The 17,679-nt window shown below is 69.5% G+C and carries 15 protein-coding genes and 1 pseudogene; 2 read left to right on the forward strand and 14 right to left on the reverse strand.

The features are described from left to right. Positions 1–24: 24 nt before the first annotated feature. From ASD77_RS03395 to ASD77_RS03405, 3 genes are all read right to left on the reverse strand, one after another. The gene (locus tag ASD77_RS03395) at positions 25–222 is read right to left on the reverse strand and encodes a zinc-finger domain-containing protein (protein WP_055940979.1); all 198 of its coding nucleotides are present in this window, start codon (positions 220–222) and stop codon (positions 25–27) included. Positions 223–381: 159 nt separating this feature from the next. Then, positions 382–960 (reverse strand): YceI family protein, encoded by a 579-nt coding sequence (locus ASD77_RS03400; RefSeq protein ID WP_055937313.1) that lies wholly within the window; start codon positions 958–960, stop codon positions 382–384. Between the two features lie 24 nt (positions 961–984). Continuing rightward, the gene (locus ASD77_RS03405) at positions 985–1,572 is read right to left on the reverse strand and encodes a malonic semialdehyde reductase (protein WP_055937316.1); all 588 of its coding nucleotides are present in this window, start codon (positions 1,570–1,572) and stop codon (positions 985–987) included. A 119-nt stretch (positions 1,573–1,691) separates the two neighbouring features. On the opposite strand from ASD77_RS03405, the gene ASD77_RS03410 reads away from it, so the two are divergent. Continuing rightward, a complete protein-coding gene (locus tag ASD77_RS03410) occupies positions 1,692–2,669 on the forward strand; it encodes a mitochondrial fission ELM1 family protein (protein ID WP_055937319.1) in 978 nt (325 codons plus the stop codon). A 70-nt stretch (positions 2,670–2,739) separates the two neighbouring features. Here ASD77_RS03410 and glnE read toward each other — a convergent pair whose 3' ends face one another. From glnE to ASD77_RS03430, 4 genes are all read right to left on the reverse strand, one after another. Beyond that, complete coding sequence (gene glnE, locus ASD77_RS03415; RefSeq protein WP_082563100.1) at positions 2,740–5,553, reverse strand: bifunctional [glutamate--ammonia ligase]-adenylyl-L-tyrosine phosphorylase/[glutamate--ammonia-ligase] adenylyltransferase; 2,814 nt, start codon at positions 5,551–5,553, stop codon at positions 2,740–2,742. Positions 5,554–5,761: 208 nt separating this feature from the next. Next, positions 5,762–6,430, reverse strand: a complete 669-nt coding sequence (gene lipB, locus ASD77_RS03420) for a lipoyl(octanoyl) transferase LipB (protein ID WP_055937322.1) — start codon at positions 6,428–6,430, stop codon at positions 5,762–5,764. Further along, the gene (locus tag ASD77_RS03425) at positions 6,418–6,696 is read right to left on the reverse strand and encodes a DUF493 family protein (RefSeq protein WP_055937324.1); all 279 of its coding nucleotides are present in this window, start codon (positions 6,694–6,696) and stop codon (positions 6,418–6,420) included. Before ASD77_RS03425 ends, lipB begins: the two co-directional genes overlap by 13 nt. Positions 6,697–6,795: 99 nt before the next feature. Continuing rightward, complete coding sequence (locus ASD77_RS03430; protein ID WP_055937327.1) at positions 6,796–7,728, reverse strand: CsgG/HfaB family protein; 933 nt, start codon at positions 7,726–7,728, stop codon at positions 6,796–6,798. A 242-nt stretch (positions 7,729–7,970) separates the two neighbouring features. Between ASD77_RS03430 and ASD77_RS03435 the strand changes: the two genes are divergently transcribed. Further along, complete coding sequence (locus tag ASD77_RS03435; protein WP_055937330.1) at positions 7,971–8,837, forward strand: EamA family transporter; 867 nt, start codon at positions 7,971–7,973, stop codon at positions 8,835–8,837. 61 nt (positions 8,838–8,898) lie between these two features. On the opposite strand, the gene ASD77_RS03440 is transcribed toward ASD77_RS03435, so the two are convergent. The 7 genes and pseudogenes from ASD77_RS03440 to mreC all read right to left on the reverse strand — a co-directional run bounded on the left by ASD77_RS03440 (position 8,899) and on the right by mreC (position 17,669). Next, entirely contained in the window at positions 8,899–10,098 is a 1,200-nt protein-coding gene (locus ASD77_RS03440) for a D-alanyl-D-alanine carboxypeptidase family protein (protein ID WP_055937333.1), read from the reverse strand. A gap of 111 nt (positions 10,099–10,209) precedes the next feature. Further along, the gene (locus tag ASD77_RS03445; protein WP_055937336.1) at positions 10,210–11,391 is read right to left on the reverse strand and encodes a septal ring lytic transglycosylase RlpA family protein; all 1,182 of its coding nucleotides are present in this window, start codon (positions 11,389–11,391) and stop codon (positions 10,210–10,212) included. Next, positions 11,388–12,527 (reverse strand): lytic murein transglycosylase B, encoded by a 1,140-nt coding sequence (gene mltB / locus ASD77_RS03450; protein ID WP_055937339.1) that lies wholly within the window; start codon positions 12,525–12,527, stop codon positions 11,388–11,390. The genes ASD77_RS03445 and mltB overlap by 4 nt, the downstream gene beginning before the upstream one ends. 128 nt (positions 12,528–12,655) lie before the next feature. After that, on the reverse strand, positions 12,656–13,792 hold the full coding sequence (rodA, locus tag ASD77_RS03455) for a rod shape-determining protein RodA (RefSeq protein ID WP_055937341.1): 1,137 nt from the start codon (positions 13,790–13,792) through the stop codon (positions 12,656–12,658). A 350-nt stretch (positions 13,793–14,142) separates the two neighbouring features. Continuing rightward, positions 14,143–15,981 (reverse strand): annotated as a pseudogene (gene mrdA, locus ASD77_RS03460) (penicillin-binding protein 2); the annotation flags it as partial. 3 nt (positions 15,982–15,984) lie between these two features. Next, positions 15,985–16,470: a rod shape-determining protein MreD gene (gene mreD, locus ASD77_RS03465; RefSeq protein ID WP_055937344.1), complete on the reverse strand. Its 486-nt coding sequence runs from the start codon at positions 16,468–16,470 to the stop codon at positions 15,985–15,987. Further along, positions 16,467–17,669, reverse strand: a complete 1,203-nt coding sequence (gene mreC, locus ASD77_RS03470) for a rod shape-determining protein MreC (RefSeq protein WP_055937347.1) — start codon at positions 17,667–17,669, stop codon at positions 16,467–16,469. Before mreC ends, mreD begins: the two co-directional genes overlap by 4 nt. Between the last annotated feature and the right edge of the window lie 10 nt (positions 17,670–17,679).

The raw sequence follows: 17,679 nt of genomic DNA on the forward strand, positions 1-17,679 counted from the left end.
GCGCGCGGGGCCCGCATCAGCCGGTCAGTCGGCCAGGACGAAGTGCGCGCCGCAGTACGGGCACTGCACGTCGCCGTCGGGTGCGTCCTCGATGGGCAGGTAGACGCGCGGGTGCGAATTCCACAACGCCATCGACGGCAGCGGGCAGCTCAGCGGCAGGTCCGCGCGCGACACGGTGTAGCGTTTCTCGGCGTTGGCGGGCGCGGTGGCGGTCTGGCTCATGGCGATGCGGTCGGTCTGGAACAAGGCGGGCAGTCTACCAGCCGACGCCGCGGGCGCCCACGCAATCGGCCAGGACAACGAAAAACGCCGCCCGGTGTGAACGGGGCGGCGCGTCCTCAGTCGATGTCCGGCGCGAAGGCGCGCCGGACCGCAGGGGCATTACTTCTTGGCGTCGGCAGTGGCTTCGGTCGTGATCTTCAGGGTGACCTCGTCGCTGACCATCGGCGCGTACGCGCCCACGCCGAAGTCGCTGCGCTTCACGGTCGCGCTGGCGTCGAAACCGATCGCCGGCACCTTCTTCATCGGATGCTCGCCGGCCTTGTTGAGGGTCACGTCCAGCACCACCGGCTTGGTGATGCCCTTGATGGTCAGGTCGCCGGTGACCTTCAGCTTGCCTTCGCCGGCGGCTTCCACCTTCGTGCTCTTGAAGGTGGCGGCCGGGTACTTGGCGGCGTCGAACCACTTGTCGCTGGTCAGGTGGTCGTAGAACTGGTCGGCCAGCGCGCTCAGGCCGGTCAGCGGCAGGGTGACCTGCACGCTGGAGGCGGACACGTTCTCGGCGTCGTACACCAGCGTGCCATCGGCCTGGCCGAAGTTGGCGCTGGGGTTGGAGAAGCCGAAATGGTTCCAGCTAGCCAGCACGTTGGTGTGGCCGGGATCGATCTTGTAGGTGACCGGGGCGGCGAACGCGGAACCGGCGAAGGCGAACAGGGCGGCGATGAGCAGGGTCTTGCGCATGGGATAACTCCGGGTGGTGGGGTGTCAGAGGATGCGTGCGGCTTCGTCGAAGCCCAGGCGCGGGGAACGGGGGAAAATGCTGGCCGGATCGCCGTAGCCCAGATTGACCAGGATGTCGGACTTGATGGCGGTGCCCGCGAAGAAGGCTTCGTCGACCTTGTCGGCGTCGAAGCCGGTCATCGGGCCGGCATCCAGACCCAGCGCGCGCGCGGCGATGATCAGGTACGCCGCCTGCAGGCTCATGTTGCGCAACGACGGCTTGCTGCGGTTCTCGCGCGGGCCGTCGAACCAGGCCTTGGCGTCGGTGTGCGGGAACAGGAACGGCAGCTTCTCGTGGAAGTCCTCGTCGCGGCCGATGATGACGGTGACCGGCGCGGCCATCGTCTTCTCGTAGTTGCCCTCGGACAGCGCCGGACCCAGCTTGGCCTTGGCCTCGGCCGACTTCACGAACACGAACCGCGCCGGCGTGGTGTTGGCCTGGGTGGGACCGAACTTCACCAGGTCGTACAGCTGGCGCAGGGTGTCGTCGCTGACCTCGCCGGTGAAGGCGTTGTAGGTGCGGGCGGTGCGGAACAGCTGGTCGAGCGAGGCGGCGTCGAGAGCGTGGGACATGAGGTACCTGTCGCAAGGTGGGAACAGCCGCAGCGGCGTGGCCAGCGGCGCGGAGGGGCAGTGTAGAGTGTCCTGACTATGGCAACATCCAATCGACCCGGAACGGATTGTTTTAACCAGTGGAACAAACCAGCCCCGTCCCCGCCGATTCCCTCGACCTCTGCACACTGACCGACGGCCACGCCGGCAACGTACGCCAGGCCCAGTCGCTGGCGCGTGCACTCGGCGTGGCGGCGCGGGCGATGGTGCTGGCACCACGCGCACCGTGGCGCTGGAGCGCGCCGCGCATGCTACCCGGTGCGACGCACGCCTTCGGTACGACATTTCATGCCCTGCAGATGCAGCCCCCCGCCGTCGCGATCGGCTGCGGCCGCCAGGCCGCGCTGGCGACACGCCTGTTGCGCACGCGCGGCAGCCGGACGATCCAGATCCTCGACCCGCGCCTTGATCCGGCGCACTGGGACCTCGTCATCGCACCGGAACACGATGGCTTGCGGGGTGCGAACGTGCTGACGCTGCTCGGCAGCCTGAATCCGGTCGACGACGCGTGGCTGGCCGATGCGCGCGCCGCGTTCCCCGCGTTCGCACCCCTGCCCTCGCCGCGCACCGCGGTGCTGCTCGGCGGCGACAGCGCGCATTACCGTTTCGACGCGGCCGCGTTCGGCCGACTGGCGGTGCTTCTCGATGATGCGTCGACCGCGGGCAGCCTGCTGGTCACCACCTCGCGCCGCACGCCACGCGAGGTGGTCGATGCGCTTCGCACGCGATGGTCGGAGCGCGCCAGCACGGTGCTCTGGTGCGGCCCTGCCGATGGAGTGAATCCGTATGCCGGCCTGCTCGCCTGGGCCGACCGCATCGTGTGCACGCCCGAATCGGTGAACATGGTGTCGGAAGCCTGTGGCACGCGCGCGCCGGTGCAGGTGTTCGAGCCGGATCGCGTCAGCGGACGCCCGCGCCGCTTCCTCGACGCCTTGCGTCAGCGCGGCCGCATCGTCGATCTCGCCGCTGGACCACCGCCCTTAGATGGCGAACCGTTGCGCGAGACCGCCCGCATCGCGGCGGACGTGCGATCGCGCCTGGGGCTCGCGCCCGTGTAGGAGCGGGCCTCATGCCCGCGATGCTGTTGCTCCGGATGCAGGATCGAATGGCGGCAGGCATGGCCCGCGCCTACACGGCCTCGAAAGCCAGTCCGTGCGCGGCGGTCGTGCGCATCACCACGGCGCGCGCCGTGGCCAGCGCCGCGCTCTCGACCACCAGCCGCGGGCGCCGGTCCAGCGTGCAGGCCAGTCCTTCGGCGACGAAGGTCGCGTGCACGGCCTCCAGCGCACTCGCCTGCTCCGCCGACAACGCGCCTTCGGTCGCCAGCGCGGCGATCAGGCCGGGCGTCGCGCGCGGCGACAGCAGGGCGGGTTGCGCCGCCGCGTCGCGCAGCACCAGGTACTGCAGCAGGAACTCCAGGTCGACCAGTCCGCCCGCACCCTGCTTCAGGTCGAAGCGCGCGATGTCGCTGCGGTCCAACTCGGTACGCATACGCGTGCGCATCTTGTTGACGTCGTCGCGCAGCGCGCCCGCCTCGCGCGGCCGCGCCAGCGTGGCCCTGCGGATGTCCTCGAACGCCTGCAACAGGGTGTCGTCGCCGGCGACGCCGCGCGCGCGTACCAGCGCCTGGTGTTCCCACGTCCATGCGCGTTCGCGCTGGTATTCGCCGAAGCTGGCCAGCGACGACACCAGCAGGCCTTTTGCGCCATCCGGGCGCAGCCGCACGTCCACGTCGTAGAGCCGCCCGGCCGCGGTCACCGCGCCCAGCAGCGCGACGATCTTCTGCGCCAGCCGCGCATACCAGCGACCGGCCTCCAGCGGCCGCCCGCCGTCGGACTCGGCGCCGGCAGGCGCATCGAACAGGAAGACCAAGTCGAGGTCCGAACCGAAGCCCAGCTCTTCGCCCCCCAGGCTGCCGTAGCCGATCACCGCGAACCGTCCCGCGGCGACGACGCCATGCGAAGCGGCGACATCGCGCGTGGCGACCTGCAGGACGATCCGGACCACCTCGTCGGCCAGCCATGCCAGCTGGCGGACGCTGTCGCGCGCCGACTGGCGGCCATCGAGCGCGGCCAGCGCCACGCGGAAGCTCAGCGCAAGCCGGCGCTCGTTCAACACGCGCAGGCAGGTCTCCGGATCGTCCTCGACCAGCGCGGCCTCGCACTCGCCGCGCAACTCGGGACGATCCGGCATGGGTCCCGATACGCGCGTGTCGAGCAGTTCATCCAGCAGCAACGGGTAGTGCGCCAGCCGCTCGGACAGCAGCGCGCTGCGCGCCAGCACGTCGACCAGCCGGCCCAGCGCGCTGGGCTGTTCGTCCAGCAGCGCGAGATAGCTGGCGCGGCGAAGGATGGCCTGCAGCAGCGAGAGCACGCGACGCAGTGCGGCGTCCGGCTGCGACGAACGTGCGCAGGCCTCCAGCAGCGCCGGCACTACGCGGTCCAGCCGCGCGCGCGACGCATCCGACAGCGCACGCACGCCGCTGAACTGCGCGAACTCGCGCAGCGCGCCGTCGGCGCCGCCCGCCTCCTGGAAACCCGACGCGGCCAGCGTCTCCACCTCGCCACCCTCCGGCAGCGCACGCCAGTACAGCGCCAGCGCGCCGGGTACGGCATCGCGCTGGCGCGGTGCCAGCAGTTCGGCGAACTCGGCCGACACCCGCGCACGCTGCACCTCCAGCGCGGCGCGCAGGGCGTCCCAGTCCGGATAGTCGAGACCCAGGGCGATGCGATGGCGGTCCAGCGGATCCTCCGGCAACGCATGCGTCTGCGCATCGCGCAGCATCTGCAGGCGATTCTCCAGCCGGCGCAGGAAGCGATAGGCAGCGGCCAGCGCATCGCCTTCCTCCGCCGACATCTGCCGGGCAGCGACCAGTGCCGGCAGCGCCACGCGCAGGCGGCGCTCGCGCAAGGCCGCCTCGCGTCCGCCGCGGATCAGCTGCAGCGCCTGCACCAGGAATTCGATCTCGCGGATGCCGCCCGGTCCGCGCTTGATGTCGTCGGCCAGTTCGCGCCGCGCGACTTCGGCGGCAATGGCCGCCTTCATCTCGCGCAGGCCGTCGAGTGCGGTGTAGTCCAGGTAGCGGCGATAGACGAACGGCCGCAGCGATTCCAGCCAGCCTTCGCCGGCCTCTATGTCGCCCGCCACCGCGCGCGCCTTCAACCACGCATAGCGTTCCCAGTCGCGACCCTCGCGCTGGAAGTACTGGTCCATGCCGGCGAACGACAGCGCCACGCGGCCAGCATTGCCGAACGGGCGCAGGCGCAGGTCGACACGATGGCAGAAGCCGTCGACGGTCGGTTCATCCAGCAGTTTCGCCAGCCGTTGGCCCAGTCGCATGAAGTAATCCTCGGCCGCGAGCGATCGCGCCCCGTCGGATTCGCCACCCTGCGGATACGCATAGACCAGGTCGATGTCGGACGAGAAATTCAGTTCGCCACCGCCCAGCTTGCCCAGGCCGAACACCACCAGCCGCTGCGCGCTGCCATCGGCGGCGCGGACCACGCCATGCCGCTGTGCGAATTCGGCCTCCAGGGCTTCCAGCGCGGTCTGCAGGCAGACCTCCGCCAGGCGCGTGGTACCGGCCAAGGTGTCATCGACCGTGTCCAGGCCATGCACATCGCGCCACACCAGGCGCGTCGATTCGGCGGCACGGTAGCGGCGAAGCAGTTCGGGCCACTGCGTGGCGTTGTCGCTCGTCAGCGGGGGCGCCGGCCACGGCGCAGCACCGTCGTCCTGCAGCAAGGCCACCAGCAGGTCGGGTTGCCTGCGCAGCGTTTCGAGGGCGAAGTCGCTGGCAGCGATCACGCACGACACGCGATCGGCGTTGCGTGCGTCGGCGAGCAGGACATCCGCCTCAGCCGACGCGCTGCGCAGCCGCGCCAGGCCGCGTTCGATCAGGGCATCGCGTGCGGTATCGAGGGACAGGGTCGCATCGTTCATGGCAAGCGATTGTGGCATGGGCCACGCGGCACGCGCGCCACCATCGTCAATGTGGGAGCGACGTCAGTCGCGACGCGGGCATCATGCGCGAGACCTCCACGCACGATGTGCGTCTGCCAACGAGAACCTCGTATGCGCCCTCGCGGCAGTGTCCCCGGGAACGCCATCGCGACTGACGTCGCTCCCACACCTGCACAACCGGCCCGCGCTACGCGGCTTCGGAAAGATCCGGCAATGCGGCTTCGTGCTGCAACGACAGGCCGAACTGCTCCGCCATGTGCCTCAGCAGCACCGGCTTGACCTGGTCCATGCCCGCGGGGCCGCCGAGGTCGGCCAGCGAGACCACCTGCAGGCCCTGGTAGCCGCAGGGATTGATGCGGTGGAACGGCTCCAGGTCCATCGCGATGTTGAACGCCAGGCCATGGAAGGTGCAGCCGCGGCGCACGCGGATGCCGAGCGCGCCGATCTTGGCGCCGGCCACGTACACGCCGGGCGCGCCGTCCTTGCGCACGGCCTCGATGTTCCATTCGGCCAGCGTGTCGATCATCGCCTGCTCGATCCTGCAGACGTAGTCGCGCACGCCGACCTTCAGCCGCTTCAGGTCGAACAGCGGATACGCGACGATCTGGCCGGGACCGTGGTAGGTCACCTGCCCGCCGCGATCGACGTGGATCACCGGGATGTCGCCCGCCGCCAGCACATGCTCGGGCTTGCCGGCCTGGCCAAGGGTGAACACCGGATCGTGTTCGACCAGCCACAGCTCGTCGCCGGTGGCGTCGGTGCGCGCATCGGTGAAGCGCTGCATGGCGCGCCAGACCGGTTCGTAGGGCTGCCGCCCCAGTTCGCGGACGACGCAGGTCGCTGTCACAGCGTCCACTTCACTTCGGGATGCTCGCGCAACGCTTCATGGGCGGCGTCGTACTGCGCCCGGTCATTGGCCTGGAAGCGGATGCGCACGGACACGTACTTGCCGTTGGCCGAGTGCTTCCAGGTGATGTCTTCGTGCACCACCGGCACGCCGGAGGCTTCCAGCAGACGGGGCAGTTCGGTCTCCAGGCCGGTGCCGGCGGTACCCATCGCGCTGAGCTCGAAGGTGCCGGGGAACTGGAAGCCGTGTTCGGGGTTGTCGGATTTGATTTCCATGCCCGGATTATTGGGATGGCGGCGGCGAAAGCCAAGCCGCGGGGTCCCGGAACGACGAAGGGCCGCTCGCGCGGCCCTTCGTTCCTGCAGCGCGGGCGCTCAGCGCGCCAACTGCACCAGGCTGGACGAGACCCAGCCCTTGTTGCCGAGTTCGTCCTCGACTTCCCACATCACGCCGTCCTTGTTGCCGGTGGGGTACAGCATCATGCCCGGGTCCAGGTCGCGCACGGCCTTGCCGGTGCCCTTGGAATTGGCGAACAGCCGACCCGGCTTGGTCATTTCCACCGCCTGCTGGGCGTTGGAGGCCGACGCGTTGCCGGACAGGCCGCCCAGCTCGCTCACCAGATTGGTGTAGGCCTGCAGGTAGGCGAGCGTGATGACCTGGCCGATTTCGGTGTTGGCATAGCCGCTGGCGCCACCGCCACCCCAATGGCTGCCAGTGAACAGGCTGCCGCCCGCGCCCCAGCCGATGTCGGTCTTCTTGGCACTACCCTCGGCCATGGCGACCTGCTCGGACGAGCGCACGTCGGTGACCGTCAGCACAACGTCAGCGGTCTTCCTCTTCATGTCCAGTCCGCCGACCACGCGACCCAGGTTGCCGCCGACCAGGCCACCGAGCAGGCCGCTGATGGCGTTGCCGCCGGCGTTGCTGTTCTGCGAGATCAGGTCGGGCACCAGCACGTAGTCGGCCGCGCGGATCTGGCCCTTGCCGATGTTGGAGCGGTTGCGCAGCTCGCCGCTGGCGGCCAGGTCACGCTCGGCCATCGCCGCGCCCATACCCACGCCACGGTCGACCAGCGTGAAGCAGCGCGACTTGTTGACGAACACCTTGATCAGCTTCGACGGTGCCGGCAGCTGCTGGCCGCTCCACCAGTTCACGCCGTCTTCCGGTTCGATCACCGAGATCGAGCCCAGCGGCTTGCTGCAGGTCGGGATCTCCGCGGCCTGCTGCTTGCGCTGGTCCTGCGCGCTCTGGCGCTGCGCCCATGCGGGCGTTGTCGCAGCGGCCGCCATCAGCAGGCAGGCCGTCATCGTTACCTTCTTGCAGGTTCCCCTGTTCACGCGTGTTTCTCCTTGAGAATGATGGTGCCCGCACCCCGCGGACCTTCCGTTGCGGGCGTGGCCTGCCTTCGCTTGCCGGGTCGCCCGAACGCGATGATAGGCGAAGAATGCGGTTTCGCTGGCTACACACGAAAAGAGTGACACCCAAAGGCCATCGGGCGAGGCACACGGGCGATACGTCGATAATGTCCGCCCTTCCCGCGAGGTCCGCCGTGCCCTACCTGCTTTCCAGCGTCGTCTGCAGCGTGCTTGTTTCGGTCCTGCTGAAGCTCATGCAGCGGCGCGGCATCGACACCGCCCAGGTCATCGCCTGGAACTACCTGGCCGCCTCGCTGCTGTGCTTCACCCTGCTGGACCCGCCGCTGGCGTCGCTGGCTGCGCCGCACGCCCCCTGGGCCGCGCTGGCGCTGCTGGCGGTGCTGCTGCCGGGCATCTTCCTGGCGCTGTCGGCCTCGGTGCGGGCGGCCGGCATCGTGCGCACCGACATCGCCCAGCGCATGTCGCTGGTGCTGTCGCTGCTCGCCGCCTTCCTGTGGTTCGGCGAACGGGCCGATGCGCAGCGCCTGGCCGGCCTCGCGCTGGGCCTGGTCGCCATCGTTCTGCTGGTGCTGCGCCCGCGCGCAACATCCGCCGAGGCGGAGGGCGGCGGGACCGGCTGGGCGCTGCCGCTGCTGGTGATGGTGGGCTATGCCAGCGTGGACGTGCTGCTGAAGCAGATCGCCGCGGCCGGCACGCCGTTCGCCGCGTCGCTGCAGGTCGCTTTCGTTGCCGCCTTCGCCGTGATGATGGGCATGCAGGTGGTGCGGAGCCTGCGCGGTGGTCCGGCGCTCACGCTGCCTGCGCTCGGCGCCGGCCTGCTGCTGGGTGTGCTGAACTTCGGCAACATCCTGTTCTACGTGAAGGCGCATCGCGCGCTGCCGGACAATCCCGCCGTGGTGTTCTCCACGATGAACATCGGCGTCGTGGTGCTGGGTACGCTGGCCGGCATGCTGCTGTTCCGCGAGCGGCTGAGCCGCATCAACCTGTTGGCCATCCCGCTGGCGATCCTCGCCATCGCATTGATCGCTGCAGGGCTTTAGGCGCAATAAATAAAAAAGGCCGGCAGATGCCGGCCTTTATCTCATGCGGTGACGCGCCGGATCACTCCGACTCCCACCACATCCAGAACGCATCCCACAGGCGCTTGAAGAAGCCGGCCTCTTCGATCGGCGTGATCGCCACCAGCGGCGACTGCGCCACGACCTTGCCGTCCAGCGTGACCTTCACCGTGCCGATGGCCTGGCCGGCGGTGATCGGCGCCACCAGCGTCTTCGGCACGTCCATCGTCGGCTTCAGGTCGTCGTAGCGTCCCCGGGGCACGCTGACCAGCATCGGCTGCGCCACGCCCAGCTGTACGTCCTTGGCCTGGCCTTTCCACACGCGCTGGGTGGCGATGGCCTTGCCCGGCTCGTACAGGCGGTGCGTTTCGTAGAAGCGGAAGCCCCAGTTCAACAGCGCCAGGCTGTCGTCGGCGCGCTGCTTCTCGGAGGTGGAACCCATTACCACCGCGATCAGACGCTGGTCGCCGCGCTTGGCCGAGCTCATCAGGCAGTAGCCGGCACCGGAGTGGTGGCCGGTCTTGATGCCGTCGACGCTCGAGTCGCGCCACAGCAGCAGGTTGCGGTTCGGCTGGGTGATGGTGCCGACCGTGAATTCCTTGATCTTGTTGAAGGCGTACTGCTCCGGGTACTCACGGATCAGCGCACGGCCCAGCAGAGCCAGGTCGTAGGCGGTGGAGTAATGCTCGGGGGCGGACAGGCCATGCGCGTTGGCGAAGCGCGAGCCCTTCATGCCGATCTGCGCGGCGTAGTTGTTCATCAGCGCAGCGAACGCTTCCTGGCTGCCGGCGGCGTGCTCGGCAAGCGCGATGGCCGCGTCGTTGCCCGACTGCACGGCCATGCCGGTTTCCATGTCCAGCAGCGAAGCGGTCTTGTTGACCGCGAAACCGCTGTAGCTGCCGTCGGTGCCGGCGCCGCCCTCGCGCCAGGCGCGCTCGCTCATCATCACCTGGTCGGTCGGCTTGATCTTGCCGTTCTTCTGCTCCGCGGCCAGCACGTACGAGGTCATGACCTTGGTGATGCTGGCCGGCTCGACGCGCTCGTTGTAGTTCTCGCCAGCCAATACCTGGCCGGTGATGTAGTCCATCAACACCCAGGCGGTGGCGGTGGGCGTGGGCGGCGGCGGGATCTCGACGGCCGCAGCGGCCGGTGCGGCAGGCGCCGGTGTCGGCGCGGGGGTCTGGGCAATGGCCAGGCCCATGGCGGTGGTGGCGAGCGCGGCGAGGACGAAACGGAACTTCATCGGCGGAAAACTCCTGGCGAGGCCGTGGGCCTGTCGGTTCAAGGCGAACATTGTAGGGAGACCCGCCGCGGCGTGGGTTGGAAAGACGTAAAAACCGGCGGGCGGCCCGATCTACTCGCGGACGATCTGCGGGCGCCCGAAGCCCAGGCTCGCGATCCTGCCCGCCAGCGCCTCCGCCGACGCGGTGTCCGCCGCGCCCACGCGCAGGCGCCACAGCGGGCGATCGGCACCGGGCACGTCACTGAGCCGCGCGTCGGCAATGCCGGCGGCGGTCAAGCGCGCCAGTGCGCGGTCGGCGTTGTCGCGGCTGGAGAAGCTGGCGACCTGCAGCTGCAGGGCGGCCGGGAGCGGCGTGGTGGCCGGCACGGGCGACGCCGTGACCGCAGCGGCAGGCGACGCGGTGCTGGTGACGGCGGCAGCGGGGGACGCTACCGGCGTGCCGGGCTTGCCGGATGCCACACGCACGCCATTGGCCTTCATCCACGCATCGAAGCCGGCCGCGCTGGGCACATCGCCCGGCTTGGCGGACGCGTGGTAACGCGCGGCATCCTTCGGCAACTGCCCGACCAGCTGGTCCATCGCCGACGACGAGGGCGAAGGCGAGGGCGCCGCGGCCAACGTATTGCCGTCCGGCGTCAACGCACGCACTTCGACCCGCCCGGTGCCGCGCTGGGTGATGCCCAGGCGAACCGCTGCTGCGTAGCTGAGGTCGATCACGCGGCCTTCGTGGAAGGGCCCGCGGTCGTTCACCCGCACCACCACCGACTTGCCATTGTCCAGGTTGGTGACCCGCGCAAAGCTCGGCAGCGGCAGCGACTTGTGCGCGGCGCTGTAGGCGTACATGTCGTAGACCTCCTGGTTGGAGGTGCGACGGCCATGGAACTTGTTGCCGTAGTACGACGCCGTGCCCTGTTCTACATAGCCGTCGACACGGTCCAGCACGCGGTACTGCTTGCCCAGCACCGAATAGGGCGACTTGTTGCCCACGCGCGAACGCGCTTCGGCGGTGACGACCGGCTCGCGGATGCAGTCCAGATCAGGCACATGGTCCGGCGTGGTGTCGGAGACGCCCGGCTTGTAGAGCCCGCCGGCGGTGTAGTTGCCGCGCGTGGACAGGTCTTCCTGGGCGGGCGCGTAGCGCGAGCAATCCTTGCCGGCGATGCCCGGCGATGGCGTCGCCGGCGAGGGCCGGGGCGCGGTTCCCGGCAACGGAGACGCAGAGGGAGACTTCTTCGGCGCCGTGCTGCACGCGGCCAACGCCACCGCCATCAGCGGCAGGGCCAGCCACTTCATGCCGGCGGGATCTCGCGGCCGGCGATGGCCTGCGACAACTGGTGCACCGCCATCGCGTACATCTTGGAATTGTTGTAGCGGGTGATGGCGTAGTAGTTCTGGAAGCCCAACCAGTACTGCTTGCCGTCGGCGCCGTCCAGCTGCACCAGCGTGGCGGTGGCGTCGGGTGCGACCGGATCGATCGGGCGGTAGCCCTTCTCGGCCAGCTGCGCCAGCGTGTAGTCCGGCGTCCACGTCTCCGGATTGAACTCGGCGAAGCCGTCCTGCAGCTGCGCGCGCGCGACCACCGCGCCGCCCGGCACCCAGCCACCGCGCTCGCCGCCCTTCTTGCGGAAGTAGTTGGCGATCGAGGCGAAGATGTCCGGATACGTGGTGAACAGGTCGCGGCGTCCGTCGCCGTTGCCATCCACCGCGAACTCGCGGTAGCTGGACGGCATGAACTGGCCCAGTCCCATCGCGCCGGCGTAGCTGCCGGTCAGCGAGGCGATGTCGAGCTTCTCCTCGCGACCCAGCGCGAACAGCTGCGCCAGTTCGTCGCGGAAGAACTGCTCGCGGCGGTGCTCGTAGGCGGCACGCTCGGGATTGCCGGTGCGCGGATAACGGAACGCCAGCGTGTACAGCGCGTCCAGCACCTTGTGGCGACCGGTGAAGCCGCCATAATTGGTTTCCACGCCGATGATCGAGACGATCACCTCGGCGGGCACGCCGTACTGCTGCTCGACGCGGGTCAGTTCGTCGCGGTGTTCGGCGATGAACGTGCGGCCGCCGTCGATGCGCGCCTGCGTGAGGAAACCGACGCGGTATTCGCTCCACGGCTTCACCCGTTCGGCGGGCCGCGACATGGCCGCGACCACGCTGTCGAGGAACTGCGCTTTTGCGAGCGTGGCTTCGATCTCGGCCGGGGCGATGCCGTACTTCGCCGCCGTGTCCTGCACGAACTGCGCACGCGCAGTGGGGAAATCGACCGGTTTCAACGCTTCCGGCGGCACCTCGGCCACACGCTCGACCGAGGTTTCGGCGGGGGTGGTGGGAGCAGTAGCGGGAGGCGTCGCCGACGCAGCGGGCGGCGGCGGTTGCGGAGTGGCACAGGACGCCAGGCCCAGTACCAGCAGACAGGAAAGTGCGTGTCGCATCATCGGCGCGAGGGTAGCACGCAGGGTGCGGAAAATCGTGAACGTGGGGGCAGGAGTGAGTGGACAGGAGTGAGGAGTGAGTGGAAGCAGGCTTTGCTGTTCCTCACTCCTCACTCCTCTCCCCTCACTCCTCAATACCCATGCACCGGCCGATGCGCACGCACCGCCATCACCAGGCCCAGGCCCGCGAGCAGCGACACCGCAGACGTGCCGCCGTAACTCAGCAACGGCATCGGCACGCCGACCACCGGCAGCAGGCCCGACACCATGCCGCCGTTGACGATGACGTAGACGAACAGCGCCATGCCCAGCGTGCCGGCGAGCAGGCGTGAATACGTGTCGCGCGCGTCCATCGCGATCCACAGGCAGCGGCCGACGACGAACAGATACAGCGCCAACGCCACCGCCACGCCGACCCAGCCGAATTCCTCCGACAGCACCGAGAAGATGAAGTCGGTGGTGTGTTCCGGCAGGTAGTCCAGGTGCGACTGCGAGCCCTGGCCCCAGCCCTTGCCGGTCCAGCCGCCACCCCCGATGGCGATCTTCGACTGCAGGATGTTCCAGCCCGCGCCGAGCGGATCGTTCTCGGGGTCGCGGAAGGTCAGGATGCGGTTCTGCTGGTATTCGCGCAGGAACGAGAACCACGAGATCGGCGCGAACATCACCAGCCCCACCGCGGTGCCGCCGAGCACGCCGGCGGTGATGAACCACCACCACGACAGCCCGGCCAGGTACAGGCCGAACACCCCGCTCGCCGCGACCAGCATCGCCGTGCCGAAATCCGGCTGCAGCAGGATCAGCCCGGTCGGCAGGCCGATCAGCAGCGCCGAGACGATGGTCGTGCGCCAGCCCGGCGGCAACGGCTCGCGGTGCAGGTACCACGCCAGCATCATCGGCAACGCGATCTTCAGCAGTTCCGACGGCTGCAGGTAGAAGAACTTCAGGTCGATCCAGTGCGCGCCGTGCTTGCCGGTGCCGATGAACAGCACCAGCACCAGCGGCAGCAGCGCCACCGCGAACACACCCGGCGTCCACGCGCGCAATCGCACGGGCGTCACCCGCGAGAGCGCCCACATCGCCACTAGGCCCACGCCGAAACGCACGCCCTGCGCCAGCACCAGCCGCTCACCCAGGGCGTCGCCGCCGGCGCTGTACAACACCGCCAGACCGATCGCCATCAGCGCCAGCAGCGCGCCCAGCAACCACCAGTCCAGCGTGCGCAGCAGATGCCGCAGCAGGTCGAAGCCCCAGCGCAGCAGGTCGGTCATGCCTGCCTCCGCACCGCAGAAGCGGCTTCAAGCCCCTCTCCCCCCGGCGACCGAACGAAGTCCCCGAGGGAGAGAGGGGTTGGGGTGAGGGTCGGGGCAGGCGCGATGGAGGGCATCTTCGAGCGCAAAGGTACGAGCGCGGCCACGCCATGAGCATCTCCGCCCATCCCCTCCTCGCCGACCCTCACCCCAACCCCTCTCCCCATGGGAGAGGGGCTTTGAGCGGGCGCCCCGCCCGAGCGAGAGGGGCCCGGAACCTGGCTTGGATTCGGGTTAGGGTTCGGATTCGTCGGCTGCATGGGTGCCGTTGCCGGCGGTGTGGCGGGCGCCGCCGCCTCGCCCTCCTTCTCGGGCATCTTCCCCAGCAGATACGCATCGAAGATCTTGCGCGCCATCGGGCCGGCGGTGCTGCCGCCGTAGCCGCCGCCTTCCACCGCGATGGCGATGGCGATGGTCGGGTTGTCTGCCGGCGCGAAGCCGACGAACAACGAGCGATGGCGCAGGTGCATCGGCAGGCTGCGCGGATCCACGGCGGCCGTGCCGCGGCGGCTGATCACCTGCGCGGTGCCGGTCTTGCCGGCCATCAGGTAGGACGCTCCCTGCGCGACGCGCCAACCGGTGCCGCCGGGCTGCATGGTGTCCTGCATGCCGAGCCGCACCACTTCCACGTTCGCCGGGTTCGGACTGATCGCGATGGGCGCAGGCTGCGGCGTAGGCTCCCACGGCCGGTCGAAGCCGACGCGCGTCTCCCGCACCAGGTGCGGCCGCCGCATCTGCCCATTGGCGATGCCGGCGGTGGCGCGCACCAGTTGCAGCGGTGTGACCTTCCAGTCGCCCTGGCCGATGGCGACGTTGACCGTGTCGCCGGGATACCACCGCTCCTTGCGCGCCTTCAGCTTGGCCTGCGGCGACGGCAGGATGCCGCCGATCTCGCCGCGCAGGTCGATACCGGTGGGCTGGCCGAAGCCGTAGTGCTCCATGTAGTCGTCGAACTGCGCGATGCCCAGGTCCAGCGCCAGCCGGTAGTAATACGTGTTGACCGACTGCGAGATCGACTTGCGCAGGTCGGTGACGCCATGGCCGCGGCGGCTGGCATCGCCCCAGCCGCGACTGGTGCCGGGCAGGTAGAACATGCCGGTGGACACCACCGTGTCCTCCGGCTTGCGCTTGCCGCTGTCCAGGCCGGCCAGGGCGATCAACGGCTTGAGCGTCGACCCCGGCGCCACGCCGCCCAGCACCAGGCGGTTGAACTGCGGTCGCGAGGGATTGTCGTTGAGCCGTTTGAAATCCGTGCTGGAGATGCCGTTGACGAACAGGTTGGGGTCGTAGCTCGGCAGGCTGACCATCGCCAGGATCTCGCCGGTGCGCGGATCGACGGCAATGGCCGCCCCTTCCAGTTCACCGAACGAATCGACGATGGCCTGCTGCAGCTTCGCGTCCACGCTCAGGCGCAGGTCGGTGCCCGCCTGCGCCGGCACCCGCCCGACCACGCGCAGCGCGCGGCCTTCCACGTTGGTCTCGACCTTCTCGTAGCCGATCTTGCCGCGCAGCTGTTCGTCGTAATAACGCTCCAGGCCGGTCTTACCGATGTGGGTCAGCGCCGAGTTGATCTCGCCCAGCGTTTCCAGGTCCTTCTCGTCCACGCGGCCGACGTACCCCACCACATGCGCGAACAGCTCGCCGTAGGGATAGCGGCGGGTCAGGTACGGCACCAGTTCCACGCCGGGATAGCGCCAGCGGTCGACCGCGAAGCGCGCCATTTCCTCCTCGCCCACGCGCAGCTTCAGCGTGATCGGACGGAAACCGCGCGTGGCCTTGCGCGTGGCCTCGAAGCGTTCGATGTCCTCGGGCGAGAGCGCGATGATCTTCGCCAGGTCGGCGATCAGCTTGGCCGGCTCCTTGACCTTGTCCGGCGTCACGTCCAGCCGGAACGCGGGCACGTTCTCCGCCAGCAGCAGGCCGTTGCGGTCGTAGATGGTGCCGCGCCCGGGCACGACCGGTCGCGGGCGGATACGGTTCGCTTCCGAACGCGTGGCGTAGTCGGCGTGCTCGATCACCTGCAGCTTGAAGTACCAGGCGCCCAGGCCCAGCAGGCACAGCGCCACCACCACGAAGCCGGTGACCGCGCGGCGGCGGAACTGGTCGGCTTCGGCATGCGGGTTCTTGCCGCGCCGGCGGGCCCCGATCATCGCTCAGCCCCGCCTGCGGCGACCGAGCCGCAGGGCGTCCATCAACACGAACAGCGGCGGCCAGAACAGCATGCCCAGTAGCGGCGCCCACCAGTACTGCCAGGGCAGCGTCGGTTCGCCCAGCGTCAGGTGCACGACGGTGGTGACGATGCGGTCGTTGAGCAGCAGGCCGCCGATCGCCAGCGCCTGCTGCGACATCGGGAAGAAGCGCAGCCGCGCCCGGAAGCGCTGCAGGATGAAGGCCATGATCAGCAGGCGCAGCGCCTGTTCGCCCAGCAGCGTGCCGAACATCAGGTCGGCGACCAGGCCGATGATGACGGCGAAACCGAGGCCGGCGCTGTCCGGCGCCTCGATCACCCAGTACGCGACGATCAGCGCCAGCCAGTACGGACGCAGTGGCTGCAGCACGTCAGGCAACGGCAGCAGGCCCAGCAGCAGGGCCACGATGATGCTCAACGGCAGCAACCAGCCGGTGCGGGCGCGGCTCATCGCTGCGGCTCCTGCGCTGTCGGGCGGGGCGAAGGCGGAGTGCCGCGGTTGAGTCCCTCGCCGGTTGCGGGCGCGCGGCCGTTGAGCCCCTCTCCCGCCGGGACAGGGGTTGGGGTGAGGGTCGGGACGTTCGCAGTGCGCGCGGCTTGCGCGGAGGTAGTCGCGGGCACGGATGCATTCTGCGCGGCCGCACCGGTGCCGCCTTCGTTGGCCCTCACCCCAACCCCTGTCCCGGCGGGAGAGGGGCTCTGGGTCGCGGGCGCGGACGGTCCGGCTTCCACCGGATCGGCCGCGGGTGCCGCTGGCGACGCCGCCTCCGGCAAAAACCGCGACGGATCCGGTGCCGGCAACGGCTGCGGCGGCGCGGACTTCAGCAGCAGCACATGGCGGCCGCGGTCCAGGCGCGCGGCCGGGGTGACGTCGCCCACCAGGAAGGCGTGGCTGTCGTCCGGACGCAGGGCGGAAATCGTGCCGACCGGGAACCCCGCCGGGAAGCGGCCCCCCAGTCCCGACGTCACCAGCACGTCGCCGACCTCGATACCGCTGTTGAGCGGCACGTCGGCCAGTTCCAGCAGGTCGCTGCGGCCGCGGCCGTAGACGATCAGGCGCACGCCGTTGCGCGCGACCACCACCGGTACCGCGTGGTCCGGGTCGGTGAGCAGCAGCACGGTGGCATGGGCGGGCGTGGTGTCGATGATCTGGCCCATCAGCCCGCCGGCGTCGATGACCGACTGGCCCACCATCGCCCCGGCGCGGCTGCCGGCGTCCAGCACCAGCCGCTGGCGGCCGGGCGCCAGGTCGATGTCGAGGATCGGGGCCAGCTGCACGTCCAACCCGCGCGAGGTCTTCACGCCCAGCAGGGCACGCAGCTGCGCGTTGTCGGTGGCGGCGGTACGCAAGCGGGCCAGCCGGGCATTGGCCACCAGCAGGTCGTTGCGCAGGCGCCCGTTCTCTTCGATCAGCCCGGTGCGGGTGGCGGCATCGTCCTGCACCCGCGTGGTCACGCGCCCCGGCAGGCCCGCGACCCACCACAGCGGCTGCGCGACCACGTTGACCTGCGAGCGGAGCTGCGACAGCCAGCCGCCGCGATGGTCCATGACCACCAGGGCGATGGTCAGCGCCAGATAGCCCAGCAGCCGCAGCGTGCTGGCGACTTCACCGGGACGGGAGGCGACGGGCGGGCCGGCGTAGGAGGGCACGGGCTAGGGA

It is taken from the genome of Pseudoxanthomonas sp. Root65 (assembly GCF_001427635.1).
GTDB lineage: Bacteria > Pseudomonadota > Gammaproteobacteria > Xanthomonadales > Xanthomonadaceae > Pseudoxanthomonas_A.

Excerpts from the sequence above, each read along its gene's own strand:
- ASD77_RS03405 (WP_055937316.1), bottom strand. The coding sequence starts at position 1,572 with ATGTCCCACGCTCTCGACGCCGCCTCGCTCGACCAGCTGTTCCGCACC.
- glnE (WP_082563100.1), bottom strand. The coding sequence starts at position 5,553 with ATGAACGATGCGACCCTGTCCCTCGATACCGCACGCGATGCCCTGATC.
- ASD77_RS03400 (WP_055937313.1), bottom strand. The coding sequence starts at position 960 with ATGCGCAAGACCCTGCTCATCGCCGCCCTGTTCGCCTTCGCCGGTTCC.
- rodA (WP_055937341.1), bottom strand. The coding sequence starts at position 13,792 with ATGACCGACCTGCTGCGCTGGGGCTTCGACCTGCTGCGGCATCTGCTG.
- mreD (WP_055937344.1), bottom strand. The coding sequence starts at position 16,470 with ATGAGCCGCGCCCGCACCGGCTGGTTGCTGCCGTTGAGCATCATCGTG.
- ASD77_RS03440 (WP_055937333.1), bottom strand. The coding sequence starts at position 10,098 with ATGAAGTTCCGTTTCGTCCTCGCCGCGCTCGCCACCACCGCCATGGGC.
- ASD77_RS03425 (WP_055937324.1), bottom strand. The coding sequence starts at position 6,696 with ATGGAAATCAAATCCGACAACCCCGAACACGGCTTCCAGTTCCCCGGC.
- ASD77_RS03445 (WP_055937336.1), bottom strand. The coding sequence starts at position 11,391 with ATGAAGTGGCTGGCCCTGCCGCTGATGGCGGTGGCGTTGGCCGCGTGC.
- ASD77_RS03430 (WP_055937327.1), bottom strand. The coding sequence starts at position 7,728 with ATGACGGCCTGCCTGCTGATGGCGGCCGCTGCGACAACGCCCGCATGG.
- mltB (WP_055937339.1), bottom strand. The coding sequence starts at position 12,527 with ATGATGCGACACGCACTTTCCTGTCTGCTGGTACTGGGCCTGGCGTCC.
- ASD77_RS03395 (WP_055940979.1), bottom strand. The coding sequence starts at position 222 with ATGAGCCAGACCGCCACCGCGCCCGCCAACGCCGAGAAACGCTACACC.